The organism is Chlorogloeopsis sp. ULAP01 (assembly GCF_030381805.1).
In the GTDB taxonomy this organism is placed as follows: domain Bacteria; phylum Cyanobacteriota; class Cyanobacteriia; order Cyanobacteriales; family Nostocaceae; genus Chlorogloeopsis.
The window spans coordinates 208,638-228,635 of record NZ_JAUDRH010000013.1 but is presented as its reverse complement, the minus strand read 5'-3'; the positions used below and the strand labels follow the sequence as shown (position 1 = coordinate 228,635).

19 protein-coding genes are annotated in these 19,998 nt (G+C 41.3%); 11 read left to right on the top strand and 8 right to left on the bottom strand.

The window, feature by feature from the left end:
- Positions 1-328: 328 nt before the first annotated feature.
- Both QUB80_RS24535 and QUB80_RS24530 read left to right on the top strand, forming a co-directional pair.
- Positions 329-1,018 (top strand): MBL fold metallo-hydrolase, encoded by a 690-nt coding sequence (locus QUB80_RS24535; RefSeq protein ID WP_289792133.1) that lies wholly within the window; start codon positions 329-331, stop codon positions 1,016-1,018.
- 397 nt (positions 1,019-1,415) lie between these two features.
- Positions 1,416-1,769, top strand: a complete 354-nt coding sequence (locus QUB80_RS24530) for a circadian clock KaiB family protein (protein WP_289792090.1) — start codon at positions 1,416-1,418, stop codon at positions 1,767-1,769.
- Positions 1,770-1,909: 140 nt separating this feature from the next.
- Here QUB80_RS24530 and QUB80_RS24525 read toward each other — a convergent pair whose 3' ends face one another.
- A complete protein-coding gene (locus QUB80_RS24525; RefSeq protein WP_289792089.1) occupies positions 1,910-2,350 on the bottom strand; it encodes a TOBE domain-containing protein in 441 nt (146 codons plus the stop codon).
- Between the two features lie 94 nt (positions 2,351-2,444).
- On the opposite strand from QUB80_RS24525, the gene modA reads away from it, so the two are divergent.
- From modA to QUB80_RS24510, 3 genes are all read left to right on the top strand, one after another.
- Positions 2,445-3,236, top strand: a complete 792-nt coding sequence (modA, locus tag QUB80_RS24520) for a molybdate ABC transporter substrate-binding protein (protein ID WP_289792088.1) — start codon at positions 2,445-2,447, stop codon at positions 3,234-3,236.
- Positions 3,237-3,516: 280 nt separating this feature from the next.
- On the top strand, positions 3,517-5,328 hold the full coding sequence (modB, locus tag QUB80_RS24515; protein ID WP_289792087.1) for a molybdate ABC transporter permease subunit: 1,812 nt from the start codon (positions 3,517-3,519) through the stop codon (positions 5,326-5,328).
- Between the two features lie 284 nt (positions 5,329-5,612).
- Positions 5,613-6,800: an MFS transporter gene (locus QUB80_RS24510; protein ID WP_289792086.1), complete on the top strand. Its 1,188-nt coding sequence runs from the start codon at positions 5,613-5,615 to the stop codon at positions 6,798-6,800.
- 19 nt (positions 6,801-6,819) lie between these two features.
- Here the strand turns inward: QUB80_RS24510 and QUB80_RS24505 are convergent, their stop codons facing one another.
- Positions 6,820-8,184 carry an NAD(P)/FAD-dependent oxidoreductase gene (locus tag QUB80_RS24505; RefSeq protein ID WP_289792085.1) on the bottom strand — a complete coding sequence of 455 codons (1,365 nt, stop codon included), beginning with the start codon at positions 8,182-8,184 and terminating at the stop codon, positions 6,820-6,822.
- Positions 8,185-8,291: 107 nt separating this feature from the next.
- On the opposite strand from QUB80_RS24505, the gene QUB80_RS24500 reads away from it, so the two are divergent.
- A complete protein-coding gene (locus tag QUB80_RS24500; RefSeq protein ID WP_289792084.1) occupies positions 8,292-9,290 on the top strand; it encodes a DUF6745 domain-containing protein in 999 nt (332 codons plus the stop codon).
- Between the two features lie 15 nt (positions 9,291-9,305).
- Here the strand turns inward: QUB80_RS24500 and QUB80_RS24495 are convergent, their stop codons facing one another.
- Positions 9,306-10,289, bottom strand: a complete 984-nt coding sequence (locus QUB80_RS24495) for a carbohydrate kinase family protein (RefSeq protein ID WP_289792083.1) — start codon at positions 10,287-10,289, stop codon at positions 9,306-9,308.
- 350 nt (positions 10,290-10,639) lie between these two features.
- Here QUB80_RS24495 and pedR point away from each other — a divergent pair, with 350 nt between their 5' ends.
- From pedR to QUB80_RS24480, 3 genes are all read left to right on the top strand, one after another.
- Positions 10,640-10,918 (top strand): photosynthetic electron transport-dependent transcriptional regulator PedR, encoded by a 279-nt coding sequence (gene pedR / locus QUB80_RS24490; protein WP_016873275.1) that lies wholly within the window; start codon positions 10,640-10,642, stop codon positions 10,916-10,918.
- Between the two features lie 324 nt (positions 10,919-11,242).
- Positions 11,243-11,896 (top strand): DUF6391 domain-containing protein, encoded by a 654-nt coding sequence (locus QUB80_RS24485; protein WP_289792082.1) that lies wholly within the window; start codon positions 11,243-11,245, stop codon positions 11,894-11,896.
- Positions 11,897-12,091: 195 nt separating this feature from the next.
- Positions 12,092-13,090, top strand: coding sequence for a glycosyltransferase (locus QUB80_RS24480; RefSeq protein WP_289792081.1), 999 nt, complete (start codon positions 12,092-12,094; stop codon positions 13,088-13,090).
- A 623-nt stretch (positions 13,091-13,713) separates the two neighbouring features.
- Here the strand turns inward: QUB80_RS24480 and QUB80_RS24475 are convergent.
- The 4 genes from QUB80_RS24475 to QUB80_RS24460 form a co-directional block, all read right to left on the bottom strand.
- Entirely contained in the window at positions 13,714-14,406 is a 693-nt protein-coding gene (locus QUB80_RS24475; protein WP_289792080.1) for a Uma2 family endonuclease, read from the bottom strand.
- Between the two features lie 202 nt (positions 14,407-14,608).
- Positions 14,609-16,129: a glycerol kinase GlpK gene (glpK, locus tag QUB80_RS24470; protein WP_289792079.1), complete on the bottom strand. Its 1,521-nt coding sequence runs from the start codon at positions 16,127-16,129 to the stop codon at positions 14,609-14,611.
- Positions 16,130-16,243: 114 nt separating this feature from the next.
- The gene (locus QUB80_RS24465; RefSeq protein ID WP_289792078.1) at positions 16,244-16,435 is read right to left on the bottom strand and encodes a hypothetical protein; all 192 of its coding nucleotides are present in this window, start codon (positions 16,433-16,435) and stop codon (positions 16,244-16,246) included.
- 373 nt (positions 16,436-16,808) lie between these two features.
- A complete protein-coding gene (locus QUB80_RS24460; protein ID WP_289792077.1) occupies positions 16,809-17,354 on the bottom strand; it encodes a CAP domain-containing protein in 546 nt (181 codons plus the stop codon).
- 350 nt (positions 17,355-17,704) lie between these two features.
- On the opposite strand from QUB80_RS24460, the gene QUB80_RS24455 reads away from it, so the two are divergent.
- Positions 17,705-17,878 (top strand): hypothetical protein, encoded by a 174-nt coding sequence (locus tag QUB80_RS24455; RefSeq protein ID WP_289792076.1) that lies wholly within the window; start codon positions 17,705-17,707, stop codon positions 17,876-17,878.
- Between the two features lie 26 nt (positions 17,879-17,904).
- Here the strand turns inward: QUB80_RS24455 and QUB80_RS24450 are convergent, their stop codons facing one another.
- The gene (locus QUB80_RS24450) at positions 17,905-19,107 is read right to left on the bottom strand and encodes a phosphoglycerate kinase (protein WP_289792075.1); all 1,203 of its coding nucleotides are present in this window, start codon (positions 19,105-19,107) and stop codon (positions 17,905-17,907) included.
- A gap of 365 nt (positions 19,108-19,472) precedes the next feature.
- On the opposite strand from QUB80_RS24450, the gene QUB80_RS24445 reads away from it, so the two are divergent.
- Complete coding sequence (locus tag QUB80_RS24445; RefSeq protein WP_289792074.1) at positions 19,473-19,880, top strand: universal stress protein; 408 nt, start codon at positions 19,473-19,475, stop codon at positions 19,878-19,880.
- Positions 19,881-19,998: the final 118 nt, after the last annotated feature.

Genomic DNA, 19,998 nt, shown 5'->3' with positions numbered 1-19,998 from the left:
AAATATTTATGGTCATCTCATATAAATGCTGTCTACTAGAACTGCTGCACTTGCTTCCATGAATCGGAGTGGGTGGAAAAGCGTTGCACACAAATTCTCATTATTGGCTTCCTTAAAAGTCCACATTTCAAGTTTCAGCTTCGTATTCTTTTCTCTAAGCAATAAACTGATTAAATATATTAAAATATAAATATATTACTATATAGATATATATACAGAAAAATAAATCTTAGATTTTAATGTTCAAATTGATACTAGTTGGGTTGGATAAGAAGCCTCACCAAAATTATTTTGGAGCAGGAAGAAAGTAAATAGGAGTATGGTAGATATGTTATTTCGGCAGTTATTTGATGCAGAATCTAACACTTACACTTACTTGATTGCTGATACCAACACCAAAGAGGCTATAATTGTAGATCCTGTGCTAGAACAGGTGGAACGCGACCTCAAATTACTCCAAGAATTAGGAATCACTCTCCGTTGCTGTTTAGAAACTCACGTTCATGCAGACCATATTACAGGAAGTGATAAATTACGATCTGCTACCAATTGTTTAAGTATAGTACCAGATAATTCTCATGTAGTCTGTGCTAATGGCTACGTTAAGGATGGAGAAATATTACAGTTAGGAAAAATATCTATTAAAGCTATTGCTACCCCAGGTCATACCGATAGCCACTATGCCTATCTGGTCAATAATAACCGAGTACTTACTGGAGATGCATTGTTTATCAGAGGTTGTGGTCGTACAGATTTTCAAAGTGGCAATGCAGGAACTCTATATGACTCAGTGACACAGCGTTTATTTCCTTTGCCAGATGACACCCTGGTGTATCCAGGGCATGATTATCGTGGTCACACAGTATCCACAATTGGAGAAGAAAAGCATTGGAATCCTCGATTTTTGGGACGTAGCCGTGAAAATTTTATTGAATTAATGTCCACTTTAAACTTACCCAATCCGAAAAAGATGATGGAAGCAGTTCCTGCTAATGAACATTGCGGTAGTGTAATCTAAGTCACCTAAAACAATAAAAATCCGTATGAGTGAAACTACAGGTATGAACTGAAACAAGTAGACTAATACGGCACGCTTTGCGATCGCACAATAGTAGATTTTTAATTAGTGCTGTCTTTTACTAATATAGGCGGCAAATTTATTCATGATTTAATCGTGATTGCTTGGTGTTTTGCTGTGTTTTCCAAATCAGAACCTGCAAGGTGCTGATGCTATACTCGTCTTGCTCAAATCTGTTTCCTGCTTCTGTTGTTGCCTATTTATATCAACCTAAAAGTAAAACGAGTAATAAGCTTCTATTCTACTGTAAATTTCAATTCACCTTCTCAGGATAGAGGTCAAAAAATAGATATCGTTTTAAGTTTTGGATATAAAAACTAATTTAATAAGGATATTCATGGATCATTCCAGAGGGGAGAAGGACAACTCAAACGACTTCTTAGATGACTCAGAAGATGCAATGGATTTGCTTTCTAATCACAAATTAGAAAAGTACGTCTTGCGATTGTATATAGCTAACTATAATCAGAAGTCTTTAAGTGCTCTTGAAAATATTCAAAAACTTTGCGAAGAGCGTCTGCACGGGCGCTATGAACTAGAGGTAATTGATATTTATCAACAACCTGAACGTCTAGAAGAAGACCAAATTTTTGCAATTCCTACACTCATAAAGGAATTTCCGCCACCTTTCAAGAAGCTGATTGGCGACTTGACAGATACCGAAAAATTAATTATTGCTTTAGCTCTTTAAGATTTAATCAAGTCAAAATTGATATATTGAATTTTGTTTTCTTATCTATGGGAATTGCTATAAGTGATGTAAAGTCAAAATTTCAAAACTTCTTGACAAAGTAAAGCTTTGAAACACAAAAAATAACACCACTCCTGGCACTAGTCCTTGGCAATAGCAATATCATTAGACTTAATCACTGCATAAGCTTCTGTTCCCTCGTATAGCTCCAACTCCTCTACTGAAATTGTAGTAATAATCGAAGTTAATTCAACTTCGTGGATAACCTTAATGGTTACCTGACTGCTCACTTCTCCCTTCACAACTTTTGTTACTACACCTTTAAGAAGATTGCGAGAACTAACTTTGAGAGGCCTTTTTTGAGTATTATTTGTGATCTCAGGGGTATCAGTATCTTTGTAATCCTTGCACTTGGTTGGTATTGACTGCGGTGATGGCGAGGAGCGTTGACTGAGATTACGAACTAACTCTCTGAGAATTTCTGTTTTAGTGCGCTGCGACTGTTGACAGAATTCCTCTAAAATTCTGCGCTCTTCTTCTGATGTTTGAAATGTAATCCATCCTTGTTCTTTTCTTGGCATAGATTTTACCAAATTAATTGGTAATTTGTTGGTTGTCTTGGTACGATACTACCAATCTCTAATTCTATAAATTTTCTGCACGAGTAGTTTTTCGATGAAAAGAAGACAACTGTTTGCCTTGATTGGCATAGCATTTACTAGCTTGATTTTAACAGTTAGCTTGCCGTTTATAATTCCTTCTGTAGTAGCCCAGTCCAATCGCGAATTGCTTGTGTCTGCTGCTGCTAGCTTGAAAGATGTGATGGAAGAAATCAAGCCAATTTACCAACAAAGTAAACCCAATATCAATATCAAGTATAACTTTGGAGCTTCCGGTGCTTTATTGCAACAGATTCAACAGGGAGCGCCTGTAGATGTTTTCATCTCTGCGGCAAATAAGCAGATGGATACCTTAGAGCAATCAGGACAGTTACTTGATAATACTCGCAATATCTTAGCAAAAAACCGCTTGGTTCTGATTGTGCCGAGTAATGTTACAGGTGTTAGCAGCTTTAACAATCTCAAAGACTCTAAGATTAAAAAAATTGCCATTGGCGAACCAAGAAGTGTACCTGCTGGACAATATGCTGAACAGGTTCTGCAAAAATTAGGTATCTACGAACAAATTAAACCTAAGTTTGTCTATGCTAACAATGTGCGTCAAGTTTTAGCAGCAGTAGAAAGCGGTAATGCTGATGCGGGCTTAGTTTATATCACTGATGCCAAAATTTCCGACAAGATAAAAGTTGTAGCAACTGCTGACGAAAGGTACCATTCTCCGATTATCTATCCGGTAGCAGTTTTAAAAAGAAGTAAAAATACTCAAGTAGCTCAGGATTTTGTTAAGTTTTTATCAAGCGACCAAGCAAAGGGTGTACTGAAAAAATATGGGTTTGTCTTGCCTTAATCAACAGATAGAAGTGGTAAGAAGTCAAAATTTACACTTTGGTGATTAAAACAGTTGATGACAGCTAATAAATTTTTTGGCTGTTTTGCAAAACTGTCTTTATTTTTACCTTTTTACCTACCAACTTTTTTATAAATTAGTTGGTAGGTAGCTCAATTCATGTCCAGGCTGCCAAAAAAGTTGAGGAATTTTTATCTAGCAATCTAGCTAAAACCGTGTTTGAAAAGCAAGGATTTTCGCTGGCTGGGTAGTTTTCTGTCTCCTGCTGTCTTCTAAAACCATGCCACAAGATTTATCTCCTCTTTGGATATCGCTTAAAACTTCTTTGCTTGCTACCTTTATTACCTTTTTCCTTGGCATTGCGGCTGCCTATTGGATGTTGGGGTATCGGGGTAAGGCGAAATCACTGATTGAAAGTATCTTTATTGCTCCTCTGATTTTACCCCCGACAGTTGTGGGCTTTATATTGCTGGTCTGTTTTGGTAAGAATGGCCCAATCGGAAAATTACTGGAGCCTTTTGACTTTACCATTGTTTTCACTTGGTATGGTGCAGCGATCGCTGCAACAGTGGTTGCCTTTCCTTTAATGTATAAAACTTCCTTGGGAGCGTTTACACAAATCGATCAGAATCTTTTACGGGTAGCTAGAACTCTAGGTGCAAGCGAAGCAACTATCTTTTGGCGAATCGGGTTACCTTTGGCACTGCCTGGAATTTTAGCCGGAACAACTCTGGCTTTTGCTCGTGCTTTAGGTGAATTTGGTGCGACACTGATGCTAGCAGGTAATATCCCCGGACAAACTCAGACGATTCCGATGGCAATTTATTTTGCCGTGGAAGCAGGAGCAATGAATGAAGCTTGGTTCTGGGCGATCGCGATTATGGTTATTTCTCTGTCGGGAATTATTGCTGTCAACTTCTGGCAGGAGCCAAGAGAAACAAGTAGAACAGGAGACAGGATAACAAAGGGAAAAGAAAGTGAGGTTTCTGCCTTACCTGCACGATTCTCTGCAACTGAACTGAGCGTAGATATCGAGAAAATACTTAGTGATTTTGATTTAAAAGTTTCCTTCAGTACCGATGAGCAACCTTTGGGATTGTTGGGAGGTTCTGGTGCTGGTAAGAGTATGATTTTGCGCTGTATTGCTGGGATAGAAACACCAACTAGAGGCTCCATTGTCTTGAATGACAGGGTTTTGTTTGATTCTCAAAAGGGTATTAATATTCCTAGCTGCGATCGCCGTGTCGGTTTTTTATTTCAGAATTATGCTTTGTTTCCCCACATGAGTGTGGCGCAGAATATTGCTTTTGGTTTACCGCAAGGATTATCTCAAGTAGCCATTAAGCAACGAGTAGAAGCGCAATTAGTGCAAATGCGGTTAGAAGGATTAGGCGATCGCTATCCGCATCAACTGTCTGGTGGGCAGCAACAACGAGTTGCCCTAGCAAGAGCTTTGGCTTCTCAACCAGAAGCTTTACTTTTGGATGAACCGTTTTCTGCTCTCGATACTCATTTACGTAGCCAATTAGAACAACAAATGATGGCAACGTTAGCAGATTACCAAGGTGTAACTTTGTTTGTAACGCATAATATGGAAGAAGCCTACCGAGTTTGTCCAAATCTTCTGGTGATGGAACACGGCAGAGCAGTTCAATCTGGCTCCAAATACGAGATTTTTGAGCATCCCACTACCGTTAACGTTGCTAAATTAACAGGTTGTAAAAACTTCTCTCCCGCAATCTTCAAAGGCGATCGCCAAGTAGAAGCTATTGATTGGAATTGCACTTTACGAGTAATTGAATCGATTCCCAACTCTTTCTCTCACGTCGGTATCCGCGCTCATCAAATTAACTTCACCAATGAACCTAACCAAGAGAATACCTTTCCCTGTTGGTTGGTACGAACTAGCGAAACACCACACCGGATGACGCTATTTTTGAAATTGCATTCTTCTCCCACAAGTTCCCATGATTACCATCTGCAAGCAGAAGTGTTTAAGGAGAAATGGGCAACACTCAAAGATCAGCCGTTGCCGTGGCACGTTCGATTAGATCCTTTGCGTTTGATGTTAATGGAGCAATCTACAAAATAGTTATATCAATTCTCCATGAAGATGCGCCTAATTATTTTGGGAGATAGGGAATTATCTTTAGAAAACCTCTGCGTACCTACCCTGCGGGAAGGCGAATCGCCTAATGCGCTAACCTCCGTGTACCTTTGCGTTCAAAAAAGTTAGAATTTGGTGCAGCTCCACAAAGAAACGGTATTACCGACAATACAGATAACTAATGCTCAATTTTTGATGTTTTATGCAAGCAGTTTTTTAATATTACCCAATGCTTCAATCTAAAGAGTGACTTAGAAAAACAACAGGGAATGCCACAGGAAACTGCTGCTTTAAAGTTTGTTATTTTACTAGGATTTGTCAGTCTTTGTGCTGATGCGACATATGAAGGGGCGCGTAGCATAACAGGTGCTTATTTAGAAGTATTGGGAGCGAATGGGACATTAGTTGGTCTAATAGAAGGATTTGGAGAATTGATTGGTTATGGTTTTCGCTTAGTTATTGGTTATCTAAGTGACCAAACACGTAAATATTGGGGAATTACAACTTTAGGTTATTTTTTAAACACAGCAGTAGTGCCATTTTTAGCTTTAGCAGGAAGATGGGAGGTTGCTGCTGGTTTGATGATTGCGGAACGTACAGGCAAAGCAGTTCGTACTCCACCCCGTGATGCCTTGCTTTCGCATGGTGTGAGTCAAATGGGTAGGGGCTTTGGCTTTGGGTTGCATGAGGCAATGGATCAAACAGGTGCAGTGCTTGGCCCTTTGGCAGTGGCAGCTGTAATTTACTGGTGGGGAGGTTATCAGAATGGCTTTGTGATTCTGATTGTGCCAGCTATTCTAGGATTGCTTGTGTTGTTGGTGTTACAAAAGCTTTACCCCAATCCCCAAGATTTTGAAGTAGAAACAGTGGCAGACGCAGAAAAAGGATTGCCGCAGGTTTTTTGGATTTATCTTGGTGCTGTGGCTCTTGTGGCAGCAGGCTATGCCGATTTTCCCCTCATCGCCTATCACTTTCAAAAGCAACAGATTGCCTCTGGGCTAACAATTCCTCTATTTTATGCCTTAGCTATGGGGGTAGATGCTGTAGCGGCATTAATATTTGGAAAGCTATTTGATCGCATTGGAATTTCGATTCTCATGCTTGCAGTCGTTTTTTCTTGCTTGTTTGCGCCTTTGGCTTTTTCTAGTAGTACTAACTTGGCATTAGCAGGAATGGTTTTGTGGGGTGTGGGCATGGGCGCGCAAGAATCGATTTTGAAAGCAACGATCGCAGGTTTAGTCTCGAAAGATAAACGCGCTTCTGCCTATGGTACCTTCAGTGCAGGTTATGGCTTGGCGTGGTTTTTGGGTAGCACTTTAATGGGAGTATTATATGACTGGTCGATGACTGTACTGGTTGTCTTTTCCGTTTTTAGCCAGTTCATGGCAATTCCCTTTTTATTATGGGTGAAGTGGCAAGCAGATACACAAAAACAATCTGTAAGCAGCAATAGCTAAAGATGCAAAATCAGGTTTGCTAATTTTGTTCGTCATCTCCCAACATTTTGAGTAATTTTCTCGCCACAAGAACACCCACGACTCCTGCACTCACCAACTCTACAGCCTGCGCCACTTTCTTCCCTACATTTTGGTTACCGAAGTGCTGTTGAAAAATCTCTTCATTCAGCCACTCCTTAGTAGCTTTGAAGTTATGAATTGGAGTTGGCAATAGTGTTAAATATGTAGCTTGACGGATCAGATGAGCAGGTTTACCCATAAGTTCAAAAGTGTTGAAGAGGTTAGCGGCAGCATCCTCTAACCCAAGCTTGAGAAGAGTTCCACGAATATTAACTTTAACAGGTTTGAGTTCTTCTCCTATGGTGATCGCTTTCAAATTATGGGCAATAGTAGCTCCCTGTTGATAAGCTACCTGCGCGGTAGGCGGCAAAGTCATATCCTCCACAGCAGCACAATCACCGCCGACAAAAACTTCTGGGAAATCTGGTAGTTGTAGAGTTTTGGTGACTTGAATGCGGTTGCGTTTGTCTCGGTGTGCTTGGGGAATTGCCAAGTCTTTAATTAATGGATGGGTAGCAGTGCCAGCTGTCCAAATTGTAGTCGCTGTTGGCAATGTCTCAATGCGCTCATCACGTTTATATTCAACAGCGTTAGGGCGAACAGAGGTAACTTCCGCTTCCATTAACATTTCTATTGGTACGGCACGTTGTTGTAACTCTGACTCGGCAATTGAGCGCAGTGGATTATTTAAATCGCCATTAAGGATTTCCTGACTGTGATTGAGCAGTACAACGCGAATTTCTTGAGAATTTCCTCCTAAAGCACTATACCAATGTGGTAAAAAATCTGCTAAGGTAGCCACCATTTCTACACCAGAAGGCCCACCACCAACTACTGCAACTGTGAGTAGTTGTTGGCGTTGTTGTGGATCTGCAATTTTAACGGCACGTTGTAAGCAGTCGCGCAAATGGCGTTCGATGGCGATCGCATCTTGTTGTGTCCAAAAAGGCAGAGCATTCTCTTTGGCACCCTCAACACCAAGATAGCTTGTGACACTGCCCAAAGCTAAAACTAGGTTGCTGTATTGATAGGTGTTTTTGGAAGCTAATTTGACTTGTTGGTTTTGCAGATCAATTGATTGCACCGTATCTTGAACAAAGATAATACCGCTACCTTTGAGTAAGTTTGAAAAACGAGGTACTACCTGAAAGGACTCCATCTGACCACTAAAATATTCGTAGAGTAATGGTTTAAAGCAAAAGCGTTCATTTTTATCAATCAAAATGATGGAGCGAGGATAGTATGTGTGAGCCAAGTGCAAAGCAGTAAATAATCCGGTAAAGCCTCCACCTACAATGACTGTTTGATAAACAGGGTTAATCATAATTTCCTCCTGACAAAGGACATAGAAGAGCGATCGCGCTTTGTTAATACAGAGCAAGCCCTACAGTCTGGTTTAATACAAAATAGCTACTGTATCGCATCATTGCTATGTTTGCCGATCGCCTGACACCAGAACAACACGCATTGATATCCCGTTATCGAGAAAAATGGCAACATCTCGGCTTATCTACCGAGCAATTGAGCCAACAAAACGCCACCGATGCGGTTCGAGCAATATATACTGTTCTCGAACTCAGCGAACCCGAAATAGTTATCGTTGATAGCCCTAACGCCGCGTTCGAGTATATCTGGAATTTACTCCAACTCGGTTCTTATACAATGCTGGGCGATGCCATCATAAACTCGGATTGGAGTAGAATCTACAGTAATTTGCAATCGCAGTTGCTTGCACGACTACCCATTGCTCTACAAACCAATTTGAATTCGTTGTTTGAAAACCATCTTGCAAATGAGTATGCCTCTTTACTAAAACGTCAGTTAGAGTGCCAGTGGCAAGATATTTTTTCCCAGCACCTTGGCAAGCACGCTCGCAACACGATTAAAGATATATTCTCCTCGTGCCGGAAGCCCGAAAGTTTAATTGCAGGGTGTAGTTATTTTGACTTTTGTGTCCACATTTTAAACTACCATCAATTTCAAGACAAAGTAGCGATTTTAGAAGAATTTGTCAGGAATTGCGGCTGGACTTTCTTTTTTGAGAATATCGCGATTATCTCCAACCATCCAACCAAAATAAGTATTGATAGCGACAATCACCTTCACGCCGAAAATGCACCCGCGATCGCATTTGCAGATGGGTATAGCCTATACGCAGATCACGGACGAATTAAACTGGAGCGCACGCGCAAGCCAATGGATGATAGTGAGTGGGTACGCCTATTGGAAAAAGTCAACACAGTTGAAATTGACTCTTGGGAAGAATACAGTTTGTTACGTATGATCAGGCAGCGAGTTAATGTTCAGCCCATGCAGTTCCTGAAGGCGACAAATTCCACCACTGGGGAAGTGCGCGTTTACTGGGTGCCGCTTCGGATCACGTCTGCAATTGAGGGAGTACACTGGATAAACCGACGCACAAACCCATAATCAAGCTTCACAGGGCTACCTCTTCACACCCACATTCAACAGAAAAGCTTCCACTTCCGCTGCCGTTGGTTGAGAAGCGATCGCTCCCGGTGTCATTGTCGTCAGCGCCCCCACAGCACTAGCATAGGTGATTACTTGTTTGGCCGTTTGTGGATCGCTCAAGCTTTTAATACCGTGAGTTAACAACTGATGGATAAAGCCGACGACAAAGCTATCTCCTGCTCCAGTGGTATCAACAACAGAAACATCAAAGGCTGGTAACTCACCGTCGTGTTCTTCAAAAGAGTAGGTACAGCCCTTTTCCCCATTCGTTACTACTACACCCTCAACCGAATTGAGGCGGCTAAGAATTTCTCTTGGCTTACTGGTGTCAAATAGCCATTCGGCTTCCTCTAGTGAGAGTTTGAGAAAATCGACTTTTGGGAATAATTCCCGAATTTTTTGTGGTGCTATCTCAGGATCAGTCCAAAACACAGGACGCCAATTGACATCTAACAAAACTTTGAGGTTGTACTCTTCTGCCAATTGTAAGGCACGCTTAACTGCTCGGCCGCTTTCTGGGTAGGCTAATTCCAGAGTCCCTAAAACTAAAAAATCTGCTGCTTCAAATAGCTGGATTGGTAGTTGATCTGCTTGTAGACGGGTATCAGCAAATTCTGTGGTGCTATAATGTCCAAATCCAGCAAAGGTGCGATCGCCTTCTAAAGAGCGCACAACATAAACCTGCCGTGTTGGTGCTGTGGGATGACGTTGTACACCAGTTGTATCTACACCTACTTTTTGCAATAGCTCAACTAGCTCATTACCAGGCTCATCTTCACCCACACATCCGATAAATCCTGCTGGTATCCCCAGCTTTACCAAACCACAGGCTACATTAGCTGGTGCTCCCCCTGGGTAGGGAGTCCAAGACTCGACTTCTGAGAGCGATCGTCCCAATTGATCAGCCAAACAATCAAACAAAACTTCACCCAGGCACAAAACACGGGGATTACTCATCTCATTTTTGATTTTTGATGTTGGAAGAGGAATTGTCCAGTATAAAATCTACAATACTTTCTATTTTTTTCGGCAGTCATTCATACATTTCAATCGCATTTTTTGCTAATTAAAATAGCTCTAAATGCTTGCGCCTGATGCTTTTTAGAGTAGTATAATTTTCTCTGAATTCTACACAAAACTCAAAAGAGTCATTGGAGTGCGATTGTATCTTACTGCCAATCTTAAGTCAAACAGTAAATTATTAACATATAGTACTTTTAATTATACTGGAAATGCCTACCAGCTAAAGAATCTTCTAGAATGAGAGAGAGCATTAAGTACATATACCAAGGAGGAGAAAATAACGCATGGCTGGTGGCGAGTCTCAGACCCCTGTTAGTCTGTCAGACAGAGAACTGCAAATAATTGACTTGGTGGCCGCTGGCTTAACTAACCAAGAGATTGCAGGTAAACTTGAAATTAGCAAACGTACAGTTGATAATCATATCAGCAACATTCTTACCAAAACGGGGACAGATAATCGAGTGGCTCTTGTTCGTTGGGCATTACATTGGGGTAAAGTTTGCTTAGATGATGTCAACTGCTGTTCTCTGCCCAATCAAAATGGAGAATCAACAAATTACTAGTATGCTGTGAAGCTAATTTTGATAGGTTGGCTTTAGTTCCCCTCCTCACGCCTCGTGTTCAGTGTGAACCTCTCAAAATCAAGCGCAACAGGGTACTGGGGATTGGGAAGAGAACGCGGGGACACAGAGTAAAGAGGATGGGGACAAGAAAGAAGGATCGTGAGTCACGTCTTCTCCCCTTGTCACCTTGTCTCCCCTGCCCCTTGTCCTCTTCCTAACCCCTATTTTTAGGCTAGTCAACAAAAATTAGCAACAATCTCCACGTTGAGAAGGTACATTTGAAAAAAACCATGTTGCTCCATCAGCGTTAGGAGCAGTTTTCCTATGAATACTTCTGCTTCTGCCGAAACTGGCGGCTTTACCTTTGATTTATTTAATTTTGATTTTACAGCACCTCAACCTACATTAGATGCCGACTTACTTAGGCTGCTATCCTTTATTCCAGGTTTGAAAGAAATTCTCATGCTGCGGCAGGTTCATGCTTTAGAACATGCTACTGTATGGGTTTTAAGTGAATCAAAAGTAACCCATTTTAATCAAAGAAGCCCTAGCAATTTTCAGTTAGATAACGAACTATTGAGCGGTTTATCTACAGAGCAAGGATTTTATCTTTATGGTCAGGTAAATATTAGCGATTTACGACGTGCAGTCAACCTTGCCCTCAATCGCCTTACCAATGGAGAATGGCATTTAGCAGTACATCCTCGTTGTGGTACAAATTTATCAGTGGCAATGTTGCTAACAGCTGGATTTGCTGTAGGTACACATCTATTGTTACCACGAGGGCCGATTGAACAACTCATTGGATTGGGGTTAGCAGCCACAACTGCGGCAGAATTAGCTCCTGATATCGGTACTTTAGCACAGCGTTATTTAACAACAGCCATTCCCTTTAATGTGGAAGTGGAAAATATAACACCTACACGAGATGTATGGGGACGTGAAGCCAATTTCGTGAAAGTGCGTTGGCGGGAATAGGAAATAGGGGCTAGGGAGTGGCGAAGTGAAAGAGGAACAGATGAGGGAGATAGGGAAGATGGGGAAGAATTTACTTTTATTACTTCCTCACCTCCCTCAACTCCCTCAACTCCTTGTCCCCCTGTGTCCTCTTCTTCCCAGTACTAATAACCAGTACCCAGTCCCTTATACCATTGCATTTAGGAAAATTGCATAATGAGAAAATTGTACTTTTTACTTCCTGGGACAGATGGCAAGTTTGCTTGTGGAGGACTTTGGGCAGAATTAAAAACATTAAATCTTGCTAAAAAAATTTGTAGTGCTGAGGTTGTAACTTACCGTCAACGAGAGAAAGGCAAGCTTTTCCTTAATGACATACTTCAAGAACAAAATTTAAATGATGTCATTTTTGTGATTAGCTGGGGATTTGATGTAGCTAGACTAGCTGCCAAACTCAAGCAATACAATGTTGTCTACCATGCTCACAGTACGGGCTATGGATTTAATCTTCCTGCAAGTATTCCAATTATCACTGTGAGTAGAAATACAATGGGATATTGGGGACAACACTCTCCCAACTCTCTAATTTATTATTTACCTAATCAGATAACTGAGGAGTTCCAAAATTTAAATTTGGAAAGAGATATTGATGTTTTAGTCCAAGCGAGAAAATCTTCTGAATATTTAATGCAGGAATTAATTCCAGCTTTGCAGCAGCAGTGTCGAGTATTTGTTGTTGATTCCTATGTAGAAGATTTAGTTGGGTTATTCAATCGCACTAAGATTTACTTATATGACTCTGCTGAATACTGGGCGCAACAAGGTGTAAGCGAAGGATTTGGATTGCAACCAATGGAAGCTCTTGCTTGTGGCTGTCAGGTTTTTTCTAGTGTCAATGGTGGGTTGTCTGATTATTTAGATCCGGGATTTAATTGCTATAAAATTGCTGGATATTCAAAAGAGTACGATGTTCAAAGAATTCTGAAGGCGCTAACATCTGTAAATCTACCAGAGTTGTATCCAGATTTTTTTGCAGAATATCGCACTGAAAATATTACTAAGCGTTTACAAGTAATTTTGGATGAGCTAAATGCTTTCTTTGACCACAAAGCTCGTTTTTCTTCTAATATCAAGAATTTGACAAGAATGCGTCTGGCAAAATTACACATACAGACAATATTCAAAAAAGCAAGGAAGAAATATTTAAGAACGTGAACAGTAGGGTGTGTTACGACTACAAAAGGATTTGAGAATTTAAGAAAGTATGAACTAGCCGTAAAGCACCGCAATCTGGTGGTGCGTTAAAGGAGCGCGTAACGCACCCTACAATTGAAGAGAATTTTGATATAAAGAGTATTAAGAAGTGTTGATATTGTTATTAAACAAGTAGAACAAAAGTAAAGTTTGGTTTCAAAAAACACCGTACATGATTATTAGTGATAATCTAAGAGTAGAAGCTAATAAGCTTCCTTGGCAGATAAAACAGCCTCGATTCCAAAGGTTCAATGGTTCAATTTAGTTAAGAGGTAAAAACGCTGTTGGAGCATCTGTCTTGTCAAATAACAGCAACACCCAAGACAAACGCTTATATTTCCTCATATTAGTAGTATCAAGAGGCAATAAGGCTGGTTATTAATCATTAATCAGCAAGCCTAGATAGAATCACAAATGAGAGGAAATATTTAAGCTACTAAGAGCTTGGGTGTTGTTGTTTTGGGGAGATAAAATCGCATCAGAAAAAATTTTCTCCTCAGCTTAATCAGGCATTCTTCTCACGCTGATGTAAATTGTGGTGCGATATCTGAACGATGTTTGGCAAGAAGAAGATATCACCGCCCTTACTCTTGCGGATCTTCTCCTAACTCGCGCAAACGTGCTGCCAGGCGTTCAGCGCGTTGACGTGCTTGTTCTTCTGCTTCATCTGCTGCGAGATAACGATTTCCTTGGCGATCGCACCAGTAAAGTAACTCGCGCTCCACTCCACCAATGAAGCGGCGGTACCGCCCAATTCCTAAGCCAATTTCTGGCATCCACAAAGGTTCTCCAATCTGCAATTGATAAGAACCATTAACTAAACGATACACCTCAAAAGGTAAATGTCCATCTCGTCGCCAGTAATCGGGATTGTAGATGACGTAGTAGAGAACTCCCAAATTGGCGTAGATGTTTGTTTTGAGATCGTATTCGTTACCAGGTGTGCGGGAAACTATTTCCAGCACGAAGATAGGAGGAATATTATTTTCTTCCCAAACTACATAACTTAAGCGCGATTTCCCTGCTTTGCGGCGTTCGACTCCCAAGCTCAAAAATCCGTCAGGAACCACTGGTACTAATGGGCTAACTCCAGTTGTATGGTAAATTCCCATATCTACGCCAAAATACCAATCTTGACGATTTGCCCAGATAAAATCTAAAAGGAACAATAAAAAATTAGGTAAAAAATTCTGGTCTTCGTTATCCACAGGTGTATCGTCAGAACAGGGCAGTTCGTCGCTACTTGGCAGATTTCGCTGGAGTTGGAATTCAGCCATAGAATTGATGGTGCTGCATAATTTGCTATTTTCAGCTTATCCTTTCCTTAGTGTTCTTCGCGCCTTCGTGGTTCAAAAATAATTATTGAATCGCAAAGATGCAAAGAAAGGGAAATATAATTTCAAGTTTTTAGCCTCAGTGATAAAGCCCTAAGGTTATTTATCTGCTGGGTAAAATGAGCGCGATCGCCTATCCCCACATTTATTCTGTCCAATGTTTAGCCCGTTCTACCGCTTTTTGCCAGGTGGTAAAGTTAGCTATTGCATATTCTCTACCTACACCAGGTTCAAAGACACGATCAATTTGCCGTTGTTGCACTAGTTCCTCATAACTATGCCAAAATCCAACCGCTAATCCTGCTGCAAATGCTATACCCTGTACAGTTATATCGCGCATCACTGGACGTTCTACAGGAATACCCAATACGTCTGCTTGAAACTGCATTAGAAAATTGTTGTCACACGCACCACCATCCACGATTAATCTTTGCATTGGAGTCCGAGAAGATGCATCTATTGCTTGCACTACTTCTTTAACTTGGTAGGCGATCGCTTCTAAGACAGCTCTGACTAAATGCTGGGGTTGCACTGCTGCGGTAATTCCCAAAAATGCTCCCCTGGCAGTCATATCCCAATGGGGTGCGCCTAGTCCACTAAATGCAGGTACAAAATATACACCGCCATTGTCGGCAACTTGATTGGCGATCGCTTCTGTTTCGGCAGCATTTTTAATTATTTTGATGCCATCCCGCAACCATTGGATGCACGCTCCACTAGTAAACATACTACCTTCTAAAGCATAACCTACGTCTAAATTATTACTTTTTTTAACTTGCGTCCATGCCACTGTGGAAATGAGTTGATGTTGAGAACGGACTATATTTGAGCCAGTGTGAGCTACCAAAAAGCTACCTGTGCCATAGGTGCATTTCATCAAACCGGGGCGATCGCAACTATGACCAAATAAAGCTGCCTGTTGATCGCCTAAGATGGCAGTGATGGGAATTTCTGCACCTACTACAGTCGCATCGGTAACACCAAATTTTCCTAAACTGGGTTGAATTTGGGGTAGGATATGAGCGGGAATTTTAAGTAAGTCTAGAAGCGTTTCATCCCATTTACAGGTACCCAGATTCATCAACATTGTGCGGCTGGCGTTACTATGATCGGTAGCATGAACTCTCTCACCTGTAAGTTTCCACAGTATCCAAGTATCAACTGTACCTGCCAAGACATTGTTGAGGTCAACACCTGTTGTATTATCTAGCAGCCATCTGAGTTTTGTAGCAGAAAAATAAGCATCAATAACTAAGCCAGTGCGATCATAAATCTCCTCAGCATATCCTTGTTGCTGCAATTGTTGACACAGAAAAGCAGTGCGGCGATCTTGCCAAACAATTGCCCGATGCAGTGGTTGCCCAGTGGTTTTATCCCAAATTAAACAAGTTTCTCGCTGTACAGTTAGTCCAATTGCGGCTATTTCACTGAGAGTAATTTGAGCATTTTCAATTGCAGTTTGCATTACCCAGCAAGTATCCTGCCAAATTTGGCAGGCGTCATGTTCTACCCATCCAGGCTGGGGATAATACTGTCTTAGTTCTTTGTATGCTTGCCCAACTATTTTGCCAAGGGCATTAAACACGAAAGCGCGGTTGCCTGTAGTACCCAAGTCAAGTGCGAGAATGTATACTGATGGTGGAGTTTTAGTGCCAATTTCTTGCATAGCTGTTGTTAAGGCGATAAGTATACATTTAATTAATTATGTTCACCTACTTACTACAGTAGCGATCGCTATTTTATGCCAATCAGCAACGGAAGTTAATATTGGCAGTTTTAATCAATTTCCCTTAGCAATCCACTCTCTTCCTGCTTTTTCAGCTGCATGGGCAGAATAATAAAGCTTGCGCTCACCAAACACTGCACCGCCACCGCTCAGGACTCGAAACTGCCATTCATCGTCCTCAGTATAAAATACTATTAAGGTAAATTTTTCGATACCAACAACTAAGTGAATGGTGGCAGTAGTCATGGTGTAGATTTAGGGAACGGGGAACGGGGAACAGGGAAGAGGTATTTTCATCATTTTATGTGACACTAATTTCCTCTAAAAGAAGAGACGTGCCATGGCACGTCTCTATATAATTGATGCGTATCGTGATTAAAGTGAAATGGTATGAGCCCTGATGTCACGGTAATTGCTGAATTTTACTTTACTCAGATCTGGCGTGTGAGTTTTTATCCGCCAAGAGATAAATTTCAAAGGCTGAAAGCTAAAGTCAATTTAACCGTCTTGAAACTTTAATGTGAAATAGTATGGGGGGCTATATTGCCCCCATGTAGTGTTGCTCAAAAAAAGTTATGAACACAGCATTATTACTCAGAAAATAGAGCAAGAACGCCTATCATGATTTCATGAAAATCTGCGTAAAGTAAAGATAAACACAATTGTTTTTGGTGGTGGCAGCCACACCAATACCAGTGAGGTTGTAATTACCTTCGATATTGCGGCGATGCCCGCTACTTTTTAACCAGCCGTCTACAGCTGTCTTAGCAGGATCGCTAGATCCACAATTGTAAGCAACATTTTCCGCAGCTGCGCTGTATGAAAGACCAGTATTTGTGAGTCGCTGTCGAAATCCATCATGTCCAAATGGGACATTACCACTAGCCATGTTCCGACTGTGAGTTCTAGCCTGACTGTCAATAGAAGAGTTACGAGTCAAATTTGATAAGCCTTTTGAGCCACGGTAAGCATTAATTTTCTCGTGAACTGACTGTTCTATCGCACTGGTGCTGGAAGCTTGTGCGATCTGAAAGCTACGACTTGGAGAATGAGAAGGCTCTAAGTGCTTCTTGGTATAAGCTTGGCTGGGTGTATAAATGGCCATTGTTGCACTGCTTAAGGCAAAAGCTCCTAAAGCAATGCCGAAAATGGTTTTTTGATTCATCAAGAGTTCGTCCTATAGCCACTGAGAATAAACTTTTACATCTAAACACACAAGTGGTTCAAGACACAAAGACAGCGAGCGGAAGATAAAGTGCAAATTTGAGCAAAAACTGTGACTATCTATTGTTTAGCTCTCAAATTTAGTGCTAGTTATTTTCATTTGAATAAAATGCACTTAATATTACTATGTAATTAAGCTACATTGCGCTTTATAGCTAGCTTTTCTACTATTTATTTTCTGCTTTAAAATAAAGATAAAAGTATTTTATACAAATAACAAACTCTATAGTTATATATCTAAGAAACTTCTAAAAGCTAAAAAAGATAGCTGATTGCGTTCAAGTCAAATTGATGACAGCAAAAAAGCGATCGCGTATTTTCAGTAAGCCCCAGCAACATACACGCGATCATACAGATCCTTGTTGTCTCTGTGGCTCTAAAATCCAAAATCGTATCACCCGTGTTACGATAAAAAACCCGATCGCTATGACCGGGTTTGTAATAAAAGCTATTACCGTTTTTTAGTTGGTTGAAGTAGAAGCAAGAGGTATTTAAGCTTCATCGAGCGCTGCAATTCCAGGTAATACTTTACCTTCGAGCAACTCTAAGCTAGCACCACCACCAGTGGAAATATGGCTCATTTGCTCGGCTAAACCAACTTTTTCTACTGCTGCTACAGAGTCACCACCACCAATGATAGTGGTAGCTCCTTGTTTGCTCAACTCGGCGAGAGTGTGGGCGATCGCTTCTGTACCAACAGCAAACTTATCAAATTCAAACACACCCATCGGCCCGTTCCAAACAATCGACTTACAATCAGCAAGGGCTTCTTGGAACAATTTTACTGAATCGGGGCCAATATCCAAACCCATCCAACCATCGGGGATATTTTCGATGCTGACGGTTTGAGAATTAGCATCAGCAGCAAATTTATCTGCTACTACCACATCTGTAGGCAACAAGAAGGTAACACCCTTTTCTTTCGCCTTAGCTTCTAAAGACTTCGCTAACTCCAGCTTGTCTTCTTCCACCAAAGACTTACCGACATTCAAACCACGGGCTTTGTAGAAAGTGAAAATCATTCCACCGCCGATGATCAGTTTGTCGCACTTTTCCAAGAGCGTTTCAATCACACCAATTTTGCTAGAAACTTTGGAACCACCAATAATTGCCGCTAAAGGACGTTGGGGGCTTTCAATTGCGCTTTGCAGATACTGCAATTCCTTTTCAATCAAATATCCAGCAACAGAAGGACTCAAATAATGAGTCACACCCTCAGTAGAAGCATGGGCGCGGTGTGCAGTGCCAAAAGCATCATTGACATACAAATCAGCATTAGCTGCCAATTTTTGGGCAAAATCCGCATCGTTTTTCTCTTCTTCTTTATAGAAGCGGACATTCTCAAGCAACAGCACTTGTCCGTTTTGCAGAGCACTCACCTTGGCTGCAACTTCTTCACCGATGCAGTCGTCAGTTTTAACAACTTCTTGCCCTAATAACTCAGAGAGGCGTTTGGCAACCGGAGTGAGACGCAATTTGTCATCTACACCCTTGGGACGCCCAAAATGGCTGGCTAGAATTACCTTAGCTCCCTTCTGCACCAAATCCTTGATGGTTGGTAGTGCGGCACGGATACGAGTATCGTCTGTGATGTTACCTGAATCATCTACTGGCACGTTAAAATCAACCCGCACGAAGGCACGCTTTCCAGACAAGTCTGATGCAGATAAATTTGCTAAAGTTTTTTTTGACACGGCACAAACCTCCTGATTGCCTTTTTGTTATGTTTTGTAATTAGACTCATCCAGAATTGTACCGGAGTGAGGGGTGCAAAGAATTGTTAAGCCATGAGTTTCTTGGCGATATATTCGCAAAAAGCTTGACACTACATGGAATTAACCAAATTTGGTTGGTGTATTTCGATGGAGTATTGCGAAAATGCAAACAATACGGGCAAATAATAAATAGTCCTGTTTCAAATCGAAGCGCTTAACTCGCTGATCTCAGCCTGTGGAGAGATAACCACTCCCATGCTCTTACTAAAAGCAGGAAGTAAATACTAAAGCAATCTTTACAGATTAACTTTGCATCACTAAATATAGAGCAGCAGGTAAATGCTATGTTCAAAACAGTTCTGTTTCCGATTGATCAAAGCCGCGAAGCACGGGAGGCGGCTGAGGTAGTAATTAATATCGTAAAAAAGTATGGCAGCCGCTTGGTGCTGATTAGTGTGGTGGAAGAACCCGAAAAAGATGAGTCGAGTGAGGAGGTAATGTCTTCACCAGAGACGGTTGCTCAATTGCTAGAAAGTGCTAAATCTATGTTTGCCGAGCAAGGAATACAAACCGAAACCATTGAACGGCAAGGAATCCCGGCATTTGTCATCTGCGATGTTGCCGATGAAATAGACGCAAATTTAATCGTCATGGGCTGTCGGGGGCTGGGATTGACGGAAGAAGGAGCGACTGAAAGCGTTACCAACCGCGTGATTAACCTTTCCCCCTGTCCGGTATTGATTGTGCCATGAGTATATAGAGCGATTCTCTAAATCGTGAACTGGGTACAAAATTAGGAGTGGGAGAGTGGGAGAAAATCCTTCTCCTTGTCTCCGCGTCCTCTTCAGGCAGCTGGTAGATTGGAGATAG

Bases quoted from the DNA above. Each gene is read 5' to 3' on its own strand.
- QUB80_RS24535 (WP_289792133.1), top strand. From the start codon at position 329: ATGTTATTTCGGCAGTTATTTGATGCAGAATCTAACACTTACACTTAC.
- QUB80_RS24530 (WP_289792090.1), top strand. From the start codon at position 1,416: ATGGATCATTCCAGAGGGGAGAAGGACAACTCAAACGACTTCTTAGAT.
- QUB80_RS24525 (WP_289792089.1), bottom strand. From the start codon at position 2,350: ATGCCAAGAAAAGAACAAGGATGGATTACATTTCAAACATCAGAAGAA.
- modA (WP_289792088.1), top strand. From the start codon at position 2,445: ATGAAAAGAAGACAACTGTTTGCCTTGATTGGCATAGCATTTACTAGC.
- modB (WP_289792087.1), top strand. From the start codon at position 3,517: ATGCCACAAGATTTATCTCCTCTTTGGATATCGCTTAAAACTTCTTTG.
- QUB80_RS24510 (WP_289792086.1), top strand. From the start codon at position 5,613: ATGCCACAGGAAACTGCTGCTTTAAAGTTTGTTATTTTACTAGGATTT.
- QUB80_RS24505 (WP_289792085.1), bottom strand. From the start codon at position 8,184: ATGATTAACCCTGTTTATCAAACAGTCATTGTAGGTGGAGGCTTTACC.
- QUB80_RS24500 (WP_289792084.1), top strand. From the start codon at position 8,292: ATGTTTGCCGATCGCCTGACACCAGAACAACACGCATTGATATCCCGT.
- QUB80_RS24495 (WP_289792083.1), bottom strand. From the start codon at position 10,289: ATGAGTAATCCCCGTGTTTTGTGCCTGGGTGAAGTTTTGTTTGATTGT.
- pedR (WP_016873275.1), top strand. From the start codon at position 10,640: ATGGCTGGTGGCGAGTCTCAGACCCCTGTTAGTCTGTCAGACAGAGAA.
- QUB80_RS24485 (WP_289792082.1), top strand. From the start codon at position 11,243: ATGAATACTTCTGCTTCTGCCGAAACTGGCGGCTTTACCTTTGATTTA.
- QUB80_RS24480 (WP_289792081.1), top strand. From the start codon at position 12,092: ATGAGAAAATTGTACTTTTTACTTCCTGGGACAGATGGCAAGTTTGCT.
- QUB80_RS24475 (WP_289792080.1), bottom strand. From the start codon at position 14,406: ATGGCTGAATTCCAACTCCAGCGAAATCTGCCAAGTAGCGACGAACTG.
- glpK (WP_289792079.1), bottom strand. From the start codon at position 16,129: ATGCAAGAAATTGGCACTAAAACTCCACCATCAGTATACATTCTCGCA.
- QUB80_RS24465 (WP_289792078.1), bottom strand. From the start codon at position 16,435: ATGACTACTGCCACCATTCACTTAGTTGTTGGTATCGAAAAATTTACC.
- QUB80_RS24460 (WP_289792077.1), bottom strand. From the start codon at position 17,354: ATGAATCAAAAAACCATTTTCGGCATTGCTTTAGGAGCTTTTGCCTTA.
- QUB80_RS24455 (WP_289792076.1), top strand. From the start codon at position 17,705: ATGACAGCAAAAAAGCGATCGCGTATTTTCAGTAAGCCCCAGCAACAT.
- QUB80_RS24445 (WP_289792074.1), top strand. From the start codon at position 19,473: ATGTTCAAAACAGTTCTGTTTCCGATTGATCAAAGCCGCGAAGCACGG.